The sequence below is a fragment of the Flavobacterium frigidarium DSM 17623 genome (assembly GCF_000425505.1).
Lineage (GTDB): Bacteria > Bacteroidota > Bacteroidia > Flavobacteriales > Flavobacteriaceae > Flavobacterium > Flavobacterium frigidarium.
The window spans coordinates 51,221-64,599 of sequence record NZ_AUDO01000016.1 but is presented as its reverse complement, the minus strand read 5'-3'; the positions used below and the strand labels follow the sequence as shown (position 1 = coordinate 64,599).

General features: G+C 34.4%; 12 protein-coding genes. 10 read left to right on the top strand and 2 right to left on the bottom strand.

All coding sequences use genetic code 11. The features are described 5' to 3' along the window. Window positions 1-211 precede the first annotated feature (211 nt). Window positions 212-895 carry a cell division ATP-binding protein FtsE gene (locus tag H603_RS0111045; RefSeq protein ID WP_026708663.1) on the top strand — a complete coding sequence of 228 codons (684 nt, stop codon included), beginning with the start codon at window positions 212-214 and terminating at the stop codon, window positions 893-895. Between the two features lie 113 nt (window positions 896-1,008). Here the strand turns inward: H603_RS0111045 and H603_RS0111040 are convergent, their stop codons facing one another. Continuing rightward, a complete protein-coding gene (locus H603_RS0111040; RefSeq protein WP_026708662.1) occupies window positions 1,009-1,614 on the bottom strand; it encodes a trimeric intracellular cation channel family protein in 606 nt (201 codons plus the stop codon). A gap of 206 nt (window positions 1,615-1,820) precedes the next feature. Here H603_RS0111040 and H603_RS0111035 point away from each other — a divergent pair, with 206 nt between their 5' ends. From H603_RS0111035 to H603_RS0111005, 7 genes are all read left to right on the top strand, one after another. Further along, complete coding sequence (locus tag H603_RS0111035; protein WP_026708661.1) at window positions 1,821-2,606, top strand: TrmH family RNA methyltransferase; 786 nt, start codon at window positions 1,821-1,823, stop codon at window positions 2,604-2,606. A gap of 41 nt (window positions 2,607-2,647) precedes the next feature. Next, window positions 2,648-4,198, top strand: coding sequence for a serine hydrolase (locus tag H603_RS0111030; RefSeq protein WP_026708660.1), 1,551 nt, complete (start codon window positions 2,648-2,650; stop codon window positions 4,196-4,198). Window positions 4,199-4,298: 100 nt separating this feature from the next. Then, entirely contained in the window at window positions 4,299-6,518 is a 2,220-nt protein-coding gene (locus tag H603_RS0111025; RefSeq protein WP_026708659.1) for a RelA/SpoT family protein, read from the top strand. A gap of 160 nt (window positions 6,519-6,678) precedes the next feature. After that, complete coding sequence (locus H603_RS0111020) at window positions 6,679-7,158, top strand: Fur family transcriptional regulator (protein ID WP_026708658.1); 480 nt, start codon at window positions 6,679-6,681, stop codon at window positions 7,156-7,158. Window positions 7,159-7,254: 96 nt separating this feature from the next. Next, window positions 7,255-8,526 (top strand): adenylosuccinate synthase, encoded by a 1,272-nt coding sequence (locus H603_RS0111015; protein ID WP_026708657.1) that lies wholly within the window; start codon window positions 7,255-7,257, stop codon window positions 8,524-8,526. 60 nt (window positions 8,527-8,586) lie between these two features. Then, window positions 8,587-9,168 carry a GDP-mannose pyrophosphatase NudK gene (gene nudK, locus H603_RS0111010; RefSeq protein WP_026708656.1) on the top strand — a complete coding sequence of 194 codons (582 nt, stop codon included), beginning with the start codon at window positions 8,587-8,589 and terminating at the stop codon, window positions 9,166-9,168. Between the two features lie 268 nt (window positions 9,169-9,436). Beyond that, entirely contained in the window at window positions 9,437-9,838 is a 402-nt protein-coding gene (locus H603_RS0111005; protein ID WP_026708655.1) for a hypothetical protein, read from the top strand. A 130-nt stretch (window positions 9,839-9,968) separates the two neighbouring features. On the opposite strand, the gene H603_RS0111000 is transcribed toward H603_RS0111005, so the two are convergent. Continuing rightward, window positions 9,969-10,958, bottom strand: a complete 990-nt coding sequence (locus tag H603_RS0111000) for a Gfo/Idh/MocA family protein (RefSeq protein WP_026708654.1) — start codon at window positions 10,956-10,958, stop codon at window positions 9,969-9,971. 442 nt (window positions 10,959-11,400) lie between these two features. On the opposite strand from H603_RS0111000, the gene H603_RS17460 reads away from it, so the two are divergent. Both H603_RS17460 and H603_RS0110990 read left to right on the top strand, forming a co-directional pair. After that, window positions 11,401-11,559 carry a hypothetical protein gene (locus H603_RS17460; RefSeq protein WP_157510429.1) on the top strand — a complete coding sequence of 53 codons (159 nt, stop codon included), beginning with the start codon at window positions 11,401-11,403 and terminating at the stop codon, window positions 11,557-11,559. Next, the gene (locus H603_RS0110990) at window positions 11,543-13,345 is read left to right on the top strand and encodes an alpha-amylase family glycosyl hydrolase (RefSeq protein WP_026708653.1); all 1,803 of its coding nucleotides are present in this window, start codon (window positions 11,543-11,545) and stop codon (window positions 13,343-13,345) included. Before H603_RS17460 ends, H603_RS0110990 begins: the two co-directional genes overlap by 17 nt. The last annotated feature ends 34 nt before the right edge of the window (window positions 13,346-13,379 follow it).

Genomic DNA, 13,379 nt, shown 5'->3' with positions numbered 1-13,379 from the left:
TATTATAAACTATTCTTTATAACGAAATTCTTTTGGTTTTTATTATGAAAAATATTGAACTATTATTTTTTATTTTATTCTAAATTTTCGAATCCAATATTCACAATCACTATTGCTTAATTCTCAATAAGAAACTATTATTTTAATGATGAAATTTATTTTGAATACAAGCGTTAACTTATTACTTTTACAACTTAAACAAACGCAAATTATGTCTCAACCAGTACTGTCTTTAAAAAGCGCAACCATATATCAAGAAGATAGAGTAATTTTATCTAACATTAATTTGGAAGTCAACCACGGTGAGTTTTTATACATCATTGGAAAAACAGGATCTGGAAAAAGTAGTTTAATGAAAACGCTTTATGCAGACATGCCACTAATTGAGGGAGAAGGTCACATTGTAGAATTTGACTTAGGTACTTTAAAAGAAAACGACATTCCGTTCTTGAGAAGAAAGATAGGAATCGTATTTCAAGATTTTAAATTATTACCAGACCGTTCTATTAAAGACAACATGTTGTTTGTACTAAAAGCAACAGGATGGACCGATAAGAACGAAATGGACCGCAAGATTGATGAAGTTCTTGATAAAGTAGGTATGAAAGTGTATGCTTCAAAAATGCCTCATCAAATTTCTGGTGGAGAACAACAACGTGTCGCTATTGCACGAGCGCTGCTTAACGATCCTGAGTTAATCTTAGCTGATGAACCTACAGGGAATTTAGATCCACAAACTAGCGCTGAAGTTATCGAAGTTTTAAGAAACATCAACGCAAACGGAAAAACCATTATTATGGCTACTCACGATTATGCTTTGTTAATGAAATACCCTTCTAAAACATTGAAATGTGAGGATACTAAAATTTTTGAAGTAGTTCAAAGAACCGTTTAATCCTTAATTAAAAACACAATTCTTAGGCTTTTGCCAAAACAATACAGCGTTAAAAATCACCTATTCTTTCAACAAGAAATATGATTTTTAACGCTTTTTTTTTCGAAAAAAAACTATGCTTTATGATCTAATGTTGGTAAATACCATTTCCATTTTACCGCCATTAAACGAACTGAAATAATTACAATTGAAGTGATTAAATACATAATATCACTCTCTAAATTAAAGCTGCGTAAACCGAAGAAAACCAATCCACCAAGAATACAAATGGTAGCATAAATCTCTTTCCTAAAGATTACGGGAATTTCATTACATAAAATATCTCTTGTAACACCACCAAAACAAGCTGTCATTGTTCCTAAAGCAATACATATAACGGGATGCAGACCTACATTAATTCCTTTTTCAAGACCTATTAAAGTAAAAACTCCTAAACCAATGGTATCAAATAGAAACAAGGACGTACGCAGTTGATCGAATCTTTTTCTAAAAAGTAATGCTAGCACAAAACCTATAGAAATCATAAAGACATATTCTAGATCTACCATCCAGCCCACAGGAGTTCTACCTATTAATATATCGCGCAAGGTCCCACCTCCTACAGCAGTTACAAAAGCAATGATGTAAACCCCAAATGGGTCCATTCTTTTACTCATAGCCGTTAACGCTCCTGACATTGCAAACGCCAATGTACCAATGATATCTAATAAATGAAACATGATTTTTTAATTATAGGTAGAGTCGTGCTACGTACTGCAGTAGCAAGTGCGCAAAACTATAAAAAATACTTCTTTTAATAGGTTGTTATAGGTATTTATTAACGATTCCGTCCCTAAAACTCAAATATTGTAGCCCCAAATTTAAAAAACTGAATTTTCTCTATGTATCTTTGCCTCTTCTAGTATTAACTAAATTTTAGAGTCCCTTGAAACAAATTTCATCCGTTCAAAATCCTTTTATTAAATCCCTTGTATTACTGCAGGAGAAAGCTAAAAATCGCAAGCAAACCGGTACATTTTTAATCGAGGGGCAGCGCGAAATTACTCTGGCCTTAAAAGGAGGATATATTTTAGAAACTGTTTTATTTTACCCTGAAATTTGCACAGAAAGCGAAGCTACAAAAATTGCACCCAATACCGCTTTGATCGAAATCAACAAAGAGGTTTTCCAGAAATTAGCTTATAGAGATACTACAGAAGGAATTTTGGCTGTAGCCAAAACAAAATCAATGCAACTAAATGATTTAAAACTTTCTAAAAACCCATTGATATTAATTGCCGAAGCTCCTGAAAAACCAGGTAACATAGGTGCACTATTGCGTACAGCAGATGCTGCTAATTTAGACGCAGTAATTATTGCTAATCCAAAAAGTGATTTATACAACCCTAATATTGTTCGTTCAAGTGTGGGCTGTCTTTTCACAAACCAAATCGCCTCCGGAACAACCGAAGAAATTATCGCATTTTTAAAAGAGCAAGACATTAATTTTTACTGTGCAACGCTGCAAAATTCGACTTCTTATCACACACAAAATTACACTACTCCTACCGCGCTTGTTGTAGGTACCGAAGCCACTGGTTTAACTCAAGAATGGCGCGATGCCGCTACTCAAAATATCATTATCCCAATGCAAGGTGAAATAGACAGCATGAACGTCTCTGTTGCTGCTGCCATTTTAATATTCGAAGCAAAAAGACAAAGAGGATTCTAAAAACTCATTTACAATAATTCAATTATCTATACTACCATCATATGAAAAATAAAATATTTGTTGCCATAACCTTATTCACTGTAAGTTTCACATTTGCACAAATTACAGCTCCAGAGGTTGATAAATTAGTCAATAGAACATTGACAGCTTTTAATGTACCCGGAATAGCAGTGGCGATTATAAAAGATGGAAAAGTCGTTCTTGCAGAAGGATATGGAGTAAAATCTATTGACACAAAAGAAAAAGTAGATGCTAATACTTTATTTGGGATTGCTTCAAATAGTAAAGCTTTTACAAGTGCAGCACTCGCTATGCTGGTAGATGAGGGCAAAATAAAGTGGGACGACAAAGTAGTAAAATACCTTCCTGATTTCAAAATGTACAATGATTATGTGACACAAGAATTCACGATTCGTGATTTGTTAACACACAGAAGTGGCTTGGGATTAGGAGCAGGAGATTTAATGATTTGGCCTGACGGAAGTGACTTTACGGCACAAGATATTATTGTGAACCTACAATATTTAAAACCAGTTTCGGCTTTTAGAACAAAGTATGATTATGACAACTTACTTTACATTGTTGCAGGAGAAGTGATTCATGTTGTAAGCGGACAAAGCTGGGGAGATTTTATTGAACAACGCATCATGCAACCACTACAAATGAATAATAGCGCAGCTTCATTTGTACGACTTAAAGATTCATCAAATATAATTGCGCCACACGTGCCTATCGACGGAAAATTAAAAGTAATTAAAAGATATCAAAACCAACTTTTTGATGCCGCAGCCGGAATTTATTCTAGTGTTAATGACTTGAGTAAATGGGCCATCATGCAAATGAACAATGGAAAATACGGCACAGACAACAAACAATTATTTTCAGAAAAGCAACATGATGAGATGTGGCAATTACAAACTATCATTCCTACAAAAACACGAGCACCTTATAACACCCATTTTAATGGTTACGGTTTGGGATGGTTTTTAAGTGATGTTAAAGGATACAAACAAGTAACACATACTGGAGGACTAGAAGGCATCGTTACACAAACAACTTATATTCCTGAATTGCAGCTAGGAATTATCGTTTTGACAAACCAACAATCTGGAGCTGCATTTAATGCAATTACAAACACTATTAAAGACAGTTATCTAGGAATCACTTCTGATGATTACGTGACAACTTATAGCGACCAAATGAAAGCGCATGCTGCGTCTGCTGACAAAGTTACCGAAGACGTTTGGGCAACTGTTGCCAAAAATAAAAAAGAGAAAATAAAAGTCGATTATAAAGCTATTTTAGGAACATACAGAGATAATTGGTTTGGAGAAGTGGTAATTTCTGAGAAAAAAGGGCGTGTTTTCTTTACTTCAAAACGCTCTTCACAATTGAAAGGAGAAGTTTTCTTTTATAAAAAAGGAAATTATGTCGTGAAGTGGGACAATGCTTATTTTCATGCTGACGCCCACCTTTTATTCGAAACAAATGACGCTGAAATAGTTAGCGGATTAAAAATGAACGCCATCTCTGAACTGACTGATTTTAGTTATGATTTTCAAGATTTAGAGTTTAAAAAAGTGGCATTATAATAGTGGTATAAAAGTGCTGTTTGCATTACTGAATTCGAGTAATTTAGAGCTTGCATATATGCAAACTTATCGTTATTTTTAGAAAATGAACCCTGCTGCTATGACAGAAATAGATATAGAAAAAGAGAATAAAGCAATTGCGCAAGAATATAAAGAATTGCTTCGAATTAGTTATCAAACGCTTTCAACGGATGATAAAAAACTAATTCGGAAAGCTTTTGATGTTGCAGTAGATGCACATAAAGAACAACGTAGAAAATCAGGGGAAGCTTATATTTTTCATCCCATAGCTGTAGCAAAAATTGTTGCCTCAGAAATTGGTTTGGGAGCTACCTCTATTGCGGCTGCTTTGATGCATGATGTTGTTGAGGACACCCCAACAACCGTTAAGGATATCGAGCGCATGTTTAATCCTAAAGTTGCCCAACTAGTAGAAGGACTTACAAAAATATCTTTGGTGCAAAAAGATATGAACGTTTCTATGCAAGCAGAGAACTTTAGAAAAATGCTACTGACTCTTAATGATGATGTGCGTGTGATTTTAATCAAGATTGCTGACCGCTTGCACAATATGCAAACCATGGAATCTATGGTAGATTACAAGCAGGTTAAAATCGCATCAGAAACTTTGTATATCTATGCACCTCTTGCACATAGATTGGGCTTGTATAATATTAAAAATAAGTTAGAGGATTTAGGTTTAAAATATACCGAACCCGCTGTTTACAATGACATTGTTAGTAAAATTAGAGAAACTAAGGAGCAGCAAGACGCTTATATCAAAGACATTTCTGATATTATAAAAACATCTTTAGATATTGAAAATATCGATTATGTGATTAAAGGAAGACCTAAGTCAATCTACTCTATTCGCAGAAAAATGAAAGCTCAAAATGTGAGCTTTGACGAAGTATATGATAAATTTGCATTACGAATCGTATATAAATCCCCTCCTAACGAGGAGAAATTTATTGCTTGGAAAATATATTCGATAGTTACCGACCATTATAGACCCAGCCCTAGCCGTTTGAGAGATTGGATTTCGTCACCAAAATCTACTGGTTATGAAGCGTTACACATCACTGTAATGGGACCAAAAGGACGTTGGGTAGAAATTCAAGTACGAAGCGAACGTATGGACGAAATAGCCGAGAAAGGGTATGCTGCACATTACAAATATAAAAATGGAGCTACTGAGGAAAGTGGTCTTGATGTGTGGTTGAACTTACTGAAAGAGGCACTGGAAAACTCAGAGACTAGCGCAGTTGATTTTGTGGAAGATTTCAAAATGAATTTATATTCGAAAGAAATTTACATTTTTACACCTAAAGGAGACATTAAATCACTGCCAAAAGGTGCCACTTCACTAGACTTTGCATTTAGTATTCACTCAGAAATTGGGATTAAAACTCGAGGAACACGCGTTAACGGAAAATTAGTTCCACTGAATTACGAACTAAAAAGTGGTGATCAAGTCGAAATCATTACATCACCAAATCAAAAACCAACCATCAACTGGTTAGATTACGTTACAACTTCAAGAGCCAAAAATAAAATACGCAATGTCTTAAACGAAAATACTAAGAAGATTGCAGAGGAAGGAAAAGAAATCCTTACCCGTAAATTAAAGCACCTTAAAATTACCGTCAACGAATCGGTGGTGAATGAATTGGTTAATTTCTTTCAGTTAAAAACGAGTTTGGATTTATTCTATCGTGTGGGTGTAGGTTCTATTGAGAATCAGCAATTGAAAGATTATGCTGCTCAAAAAAGCAATACTTTAATCAACTTTTTCAAAAATAAAATGAAACGCAGCGGTCAAACTGCTGAAGTAGATATTCACAGACCTGTTTTAAGCAATAACTTTGACATGCTTGTTTTTGGGAAAGACGAAGACAAATTAGATTACAAACTATCTACTTGTTGCAACCCGATACCAGGAGATCAAGTTTTTGGTTTTGTAACCATCAACGACGGGATTAAAGTACATAAAAAAGATTGCCCTAATGCCATAGCCATGCAATCAAATTATGCGTACCGCATCATGCAAGCTAAATGGGTAGATTCATCACAGCAAGAGTTCAAAGCTATTTTGAACATTACTGGAATGGACACTCTAGGATTGACTAATCAATTAACAAAAGTCATTTCAAACAACATGCACGTTAATATTCAAAGTATTTCTTTGAGTGGTGACGCAGGTTTATTTAAAGGACAAGTGATTGTAGTGGTACAAAATATTACTATTCTCAAAAAATTAATTGAAAATATCAAGAAAATTGATGGAGTTGACAAAGTGACACGAGTTTATAAAAAATAATTTAAGTAAATAAATGGAGTGCTTATTGCTATAGATATGCAGTAGGAATAATACACAAGCGCTGTATTACATTTGTATTTGTTTAAAAACTCACAAATTTATCTTGTTATACCTATTTAAACTTGAAAACTATTAAAATAAAAATTTATCTTTGCCAGATATGACACTCATTTCCACAGATAACAACAAAAACCAAGAGATTGTAAAAAATGTTTTTACAATGTATCTTGAAAATAAAGGCCATAGAAAGACTCCTGAGCGCTATTCTATCCTTCAGGAAATTTACGAAAGTGAAGAACATTTTGATATAGAGAATCTTTATATTAAAATGAAAAACAAAAACTATCGTGTAAGTAGAGCCACGCTTTATAATACGATAGAATTACTTTTAGATTGCGGTTTAGTTCGAAAACACCAGTTTGGTCAAAACCAAGCGCACTATGAGAAATCATATTTTGACAAACAGCACGATCACATTATCATGACTGATACTGGTGAAGTAATTGAATTTTGTGACCCTCGCATTCAAACGATAAAAAAGACTATCGAAGAGATTTTTGATGTAGAAATCACAAATCACTCGCTGTATTTTTATGGTGTAAAAAAAGGTGCAAAACCTGAATTGCCAACAGAAGAATAAACATTTGCAATAGTATAATTTTGCAATAACACAATAATAAGTAACTATTTTGACAGCAATGTAAACTGTCGCAACAACAACAAATAATAATTTAGAATGGCTGTAGATTTATTACTAGGATTACAATGGGGAGATGAGGGAAAAGGAAAAATAGTTGATGTACTTACATCAAATTATGACATTATCGCTCGTTTTCAAGGAGGACCAAATGCAGGACATACATTAGAATTTGACGGAATCAAACACGTTCTTAGAACAATTCCTTCAGGTATTTTTCATAAAACTGCTGTAAATGTAATTGGTAACGGAGTCGTAATTGATCCTGTAGTTTTTCAAAAAGAGATCGAAGGTCTTGAAAAATTCAATTTAGACATTAAAAGTAAATTAATCATTTCAAGAAAAGCACATTTAATCTTACCTACTCACCGTTTATTAGACGCTGCATCTGAAGCGTCAAAAGGGAAAGCTAAGATTGGTTCTACTCTTAAAGGTATTGGTCCAACATACATGGACAAAACTGGAAGAAACGGAATTCGTGTGGGAGACATTGAATTAGAAGATTTTAAAGAAAGATATAGAGCACTTGCTGACAAGCACGAAGCAATGATTGCATTTCACGATGTAAACATTCAATATAACCTAGCTGAACTTGAAAGAGAATTTTTTGAATCTATCGAAGAACTTAAAAAATTAGATTTCATTGATAGTGAAGAATACATGCACCAAGCTCAAAAAGCAGGTAAATCTATTCTATGTGAAGGAGCTCAAGGATCATTATTAGATGTAGATTTTGGAACATATCCATTTGTTACTTCGTCTAACACTACTGCTGCTGGAGCTTGTACTGGTTTAGGTATAGCACCAAACAAAATCAAAGAAGTATACGGAATTTTCAAAGCTTACGTTACACGTGTAGGCAGCGGACCTTTTCCAACAGAACTTTTTGATGAAGATGGAACAACAATGGCACGCGTAGGTAACGAATTTGGTTCTGTAACAGGAAGACAAAGACGTTGCGGTTGGTTAGACCTTGTTGCTCTTAAATATGCTATTCAAGTGAACGGTGTAACACAATTAATGATGATGAAAGGGGATGTTCTTTCAGGTTTTGAAACTTTAAAAGTGTGTACTGAGTATACGTATAAAGGACAAAATATTGCTCATTTCCCATACAACATCGAACCAGAAAATGTAACTCCTGTTTATCAAGAGTTCAAAGGTTGGAAAGCTGATTTAACTGGAATGACGACTTACGAGGAGCTACCAGCAGAATTAAAAGCGTATATCGAATTCATTGAAAAGGAAGTTGAAGTGCCTATTAAGATTGTATCTGTAGGACCTGATAGGAAACAAACTATCCTTAAATAATATTCACTAACGCTCTGAGATATCAGGGCGTTTTTTATTTTACAAAACAAATTTAAAATTATGCACATCCCTGAAATAAAAATTCAAGACACTCAAATACTTTCTGATAACTGGTATATCTTGAACAAAGTCACATTCGACTTTAAAAAAAATGACAACAGCTGGATCACTCAAAAAAGAGAAGTCTATGACCGTGGAAATGGAGCTGCCATCTTACTTTATAATAAAGAAAAGAAAACCGTTATTTTAACGCGTCAGTTTAGAATGCCAACATATTTAAACGGTAATAAAACGGGGTTACTAATCGAAGTTTGCGCTGGTTTGTTAGACCAAGATAATCCTGAGCAATGCATTATTAGAGAAACCGAAGAAGAAACTGGTTACCGATTGACAACTGTCAGTAAAGTTATGGAAACGTATATGTCGCCTGGAGCAGTAACTGAGATTCTATACCTTTTTACAGGTGAATACAATGAAAGCATGCAAGTGAGCGAAGGCGGAGGACTAGAAGAGGAACAAGAAAATATAGAAGTTCTTGAAATGACTTTTGATGAAGCCTATGCGATGATTGCTTCAGGCGAAATTAAGGATGCCAAAACAATTATTCTATTACAGCACGCTAAAATTCAAGGCTTGATATAATTTAGTATTTACCGCGCTGCCACATCAGGCTATACATTGCAAGTACGCAGCCTGCTTTATAAAAACATAATCCCTAAGACGAGCTTCCGTTGGTCGCTGTTTAGGGATTTGTTTTTTGAAATAAAGCAATCTTTACGTGCTTTCCATTGCTATCCTGGGCAGAAAAAAAATTGTTCTCCCCTATATAATTTTGATACCATAACAAATGGTAGTGCTTGCCGAGATACTAGCAAAAGCCAATAAATATTATGAATCTACAATTAGTTAAATGAACAAAATCACAACCTATTTAGCAGGAAACTTAAAAAACCTCTTTCTTATTGATAGTTTAGGAGCTTTATTGACGACGGTTTTTCTAATTGTACTGTTGCAAATCCCTGAACATTATATTGGAATGCCAAAAAATGTCTTGACCTATCTATCCATACTATCAATGTGCTTTTGTATTTATTCCGCTAGTTGCTATTTATTTTTAAAAAATAATAAGACTGCTTTTATCAAAATTATTGGCGTAGCAAACATACTTTATAACGCACTTATAATAGGATTGCTGATCATAAATTACAACTCACTAACAATATTTGGAACAACGTATTTTTTAATAGAAGCAATAATTATTTGCTCCATAAGTTATGTCGAACTTAGTACAGCAAAAAAATTAAGCAATTAGATTAGTTAGCATGCAAAGAATTAAAACATAAGAATACTTGTGCCCAATTATTTATAAATAGTCTTATTCGCAGTCTGTTTATCATTTATAATTGTGCTGCGAATCTAATCTATCTACTACAACAAACTTTCTAGATTTTGCTCAGAATCAAATCGCACAGCGCCATTGTTAAAATATTTTCAGCACCGTTGGTTTCAATTGTATTTGTATTAGCTTGAAGGTTTTTAAAATGAGCCAACTCGCCTACAAAACCTCTCAAATACAAATCCCTGACACTCCCCGACATTGGAGTCAACGAAGCAGTATGTATTTCGTCTGACTCTGTTAATGAGGCAAAAGATTTCCCGGTTTGCTTATTTGAGCGATGTATGATTACCTTATTTATTTCTTCAACTTGTACAAATCCATCATCAAAAGTTACTGTAAGATTTTCACTTTCTCTAGACCACGCAGACATACTAGACAAATTAAAACTTCCTACTACCCCACTCTCAGCTTTAACAGCCACTACCAGATTAACTGAAGCTCCTATAGAGTTATTCATTACTTCTACATCATCGATATCACCAAATAAATAGATAGCCAAATCAAGAACATGGATAGCAGCCAATTTTACAAAAGCTTCTTCATCGGAGCAAAAAGGAGTGCCGTCGACACAAAAGTTTAAGTAGAAACTTCGTACTTCACCTAGTTCTTTTGTATCAATTAATTCTTTTACTTTAAGGTAACTAGGCGCAAAACGCTTCATAAAACCCACCATCACTTTAACATTATTTGCTATCGCTGCTTTGTTTATTAATGTTGCTTGAGCCGCATTCCAACCCAAAGGTTTTTCTACAAAAACATTTTTACCAAGTTCTAAACAGCCTGATGCTATTTCATATTGATCTTTTGGTTGAGCCACAATAACTACACTATCTACAGTTTCCTGCTGGAGCATTAATTTATAATCTCCATAGGCTTTTCCGTTACTACCTAAACGAGTCAATGCCGCTTGCGCGCTATCGCTATTTCTAGTGGCTAACGCGGTAATGTTAATACCTGCTTCGATTACTGCTGGAAAAATATTAGTTGTAGCTTGGAATCCTGCGCCTATAAAGGCAATATTATTTCTTTTCATGATTATTTTATTAGATGTAAAATGCACAGTTTAAATAAAAGACACTATTGAAATCTATTACTCTGTTTGCATTATCGAGCCAACAAATATCAACATTTATTTTAGGGTATTGAATCATTATTAAAAAACAATCACTCTAAAGGATTCTAATTAAAATATTCTTAGGCAATACAAACGTACTAATTAGCCCTGATGGAAATGGAAATCCCGAACGCTTGCGTCGTAGAAAGTAAGCGTGAGGATTGCAATGTACAGCAGGACGACTCGTTCTTAATAAGCAAAAATGTTCTGCTCCAAATAAGAAAATTATCAGTATTCATTTTAAATCATCATAATTTTTTTAGTGATTTATTATAATTATATAAATCCTGTAAAAAATTACATAACTAACTAAAAAGTAAAATATTAGATATTTGTGACAGTAACAAAAACAACAAACATCATGAAATCACAATATGCAAAAGTAGGAAAATCGTATGCTAAAAACGCGGGATCTGTAAGCAATCAAGAAGCTGAAGAAAAAACTGAAAGAAACAGCAAACAAGTATTAATTAATGATCTTTTTCTATACAATAATTTTATTTATGGAAAAACTAACTGATAAAGTAGCCGGAATGGGTGCTGTAGTATCTCAAGATGCTACCACATTTAGAGTTTGGGCTCCTAATGCTGACACTGTCTTTGTAGCAGGAACATTCAACGAATGGAACAAGACCACTCACGAACTTGAAAAAGAAGAAAACGGATATTGGTCTATAGCAATTGCAGAAGCAAAAGCTGGTGACGAATACAAATATATCATCCACAACGGCGAACTTATCTTGGATCGCAATGATCCTTATGCTAGAGAAATGACCAATAGTAATGGGAATTCTGTAGTAACAAATTTAGATTTTGAATGGGAGGATCAGGATTTTAAAATGAAATCTTGGAACGCGCTTGTAATCTATGAATTACATGTAGGAACATTTAATCGAAAAAAAGATGATGAAGTAGGAACTTTCCAATCTATTATTGACAAAATACCCTACTTACAATCTATTGGCGTGAATTGCGTCGAACTTTTACCAATAGCGGAATTTGCTGGTGGTATCTCTTGGGGATACAATCCCTCTTATCCTTTTGCAATTGAAAGAGATTATGGAGGAGCTGCTGAATTTGCAAAAATGGTGAACGAATTCCATAAAGCTGATATCGCTGTAATTCTAGATGTGGTTTACAATCACTTTGGACCTTCGGATATGGACTTGTGGCAATTTGATGGCTGGTCTGATAATGATAAAGGCGGTATTTATTTTTATAATGACCATCGTTCTAGTACACCATGGGGTGATACCCGACCTGATTATGGAAGAGAGGAAGTGCGTCAATATATAAGAGACAACGCATTAATGTGGATCGAAGAGTATCACTGTGATGGTTTGCGAATGGATGCGACATCGTATATTAGATATGAAGGTGGCGGACTAGGAGATGACACTGAAATTCCTGAAGGAAATATTTTAATGCGAGATATTAACGCTGAAATTCAATCAAAATATCCCGGTAAATTGACGATTGCCGAAGACTTGAAAGGACATACTTTAGTCACTGAAAGTGTTGAAAATGGCGGAATAGGTTACGGATCACAATGGGATATGAATTTTGTTCATCCTGTGAGAAAGGCGTTGATTGAACAAGGAGATGAATACCGTGATTTACAAGCATTAATTGATGCTATTTTATTTCAATATAATAATGACGTTTTTCAGCGTGTGATTTATACAGAGTCTCATGATGAAGTAGCCAATGGAAAAGCACGTGTGCCTGAGGAAATAGAACCAGGTCGCGCAGATAGTTTTTTTGGAAAAAAAAGAGCATTACTCGGAATCGCAATTACACTTACTTCGCCAGGAATTCCAATGCTTTTTCAGGGCCAAGAATTTATTGAAGATGAATATTTCAAAGACGACGAAGCCTTAGACTGGAACCAATTAAAAAAGCATACCGGAATCACCAGAATGGTAAGCGATTTAATTAAATTACGAACAGCCGATTCACAACTAAGTGATGGATTAAGAGGACAGTATACTAAAATCGTCCACTGTAATGATACTGATAAAGTGCTTGCTTATGCAAGATCAACATCTGAAGATTTTTCAAATTCGACAATTGTATTATTGAACTTATCTAACAATTCATTTACAGATTACTCATTCGGACTCCCATTTGCAAATCAATACCATTTAGCCTTTAACAGCGACTGGTCAGGATATGATCAAGATTTCACTGACATGGATGTTGATCCTATTGCAGTTGAAGCCATTCCTTATGATGACGAAACGCACAAAGGAATCACAAATTTACCTGCATACGCGACACTAGTTTTTTTACCTTTAAACGAGTAGTAGCTTTAGATATAAAAAGGCGCAGTATAAAAAA

What these genes read in the sequence shown, in the direction of transcription:
- H603_RS0111045 (WP_026708663.1), top strand. Translation starts at nt 212, where the DNA reads ATGTCTCAACCAGTACTGTCTTTAAAAAGCGCAACCATATATCAAGAA.
- H603_RS0111040 (WP_026708662.1), bottom strand. Translation starts at nt 1,614, where the DNA reads ATGTTTCATTTATTAGATATCATTGGTACATTGGCGTTTGCAATGTCA.
- H603_RS0111030 (WP_026708660.1), top strand. Translation starts at nt 2,648, where the DNA reads ATGAAAAATAAAATATTTGTTGCCATAACCTTATTCACTGTAAGTTTC.
- H603_RS0111025 (WP_026708659.1), top strand. Translation starts at nt 4,299, where the DNA reads ATGACAGAAATAGATATAGAAAAAGAGAATAAAGCAATTGCGCAAGAA.
- H603_RS0111020 (WP_026708658.1), top strand. Translation starts at nt 6,679, where the DNA reads ATGACACTCATTTCCACAGATAACAACAAAAACCAAGAGATTGTAAAA.
- H603_RS0111015 (WP_026708657.1), top strand. Translation starts at nt 7,255, where the DNA reads ATGGCTGTAGATTTATTACTAGGATTACAATGGGGAGATGAGGGAAAA.
- nudK (WP_026708656.1), top strand. Translation starts at nt 8,587, where the DNA reads ATGCACATCCCTGAAATAAAAATTCAAGACACTCAAATACTTTCTGAT.
- H603_RS0111005 (WP_026708655.1), top strand. Translation starts at nt 9,437, where the DNA reads ATGAACAAAATCACAACCTATTTAGCAGGAAACTTAAAAAACCTCTTT.
- H603_RS0111000 (WP_026708654.1), bottom strand. Translation starts at nt 10,958, where the DNA reads ATGAAAAGAAATAATATTGCCTTTATAGGCGCAGGATTCCAAGCTACA.
- H603_RS17460 (WP_157510429.1), top strand. Translation starts at nt 11,401, where the DNA reads ATGAAATCACAATATGCAAAAGTAGGAAAATCGTATGCTAAAAACGCG.
- H603_RS0110990 (WP_026708653.1), top strand. Translation starts at nt 11,543, where the DNA reads ATGGAAAAACTAACTGATAAAGTAGCCGGAATGGGTGCTGTAGTATCT.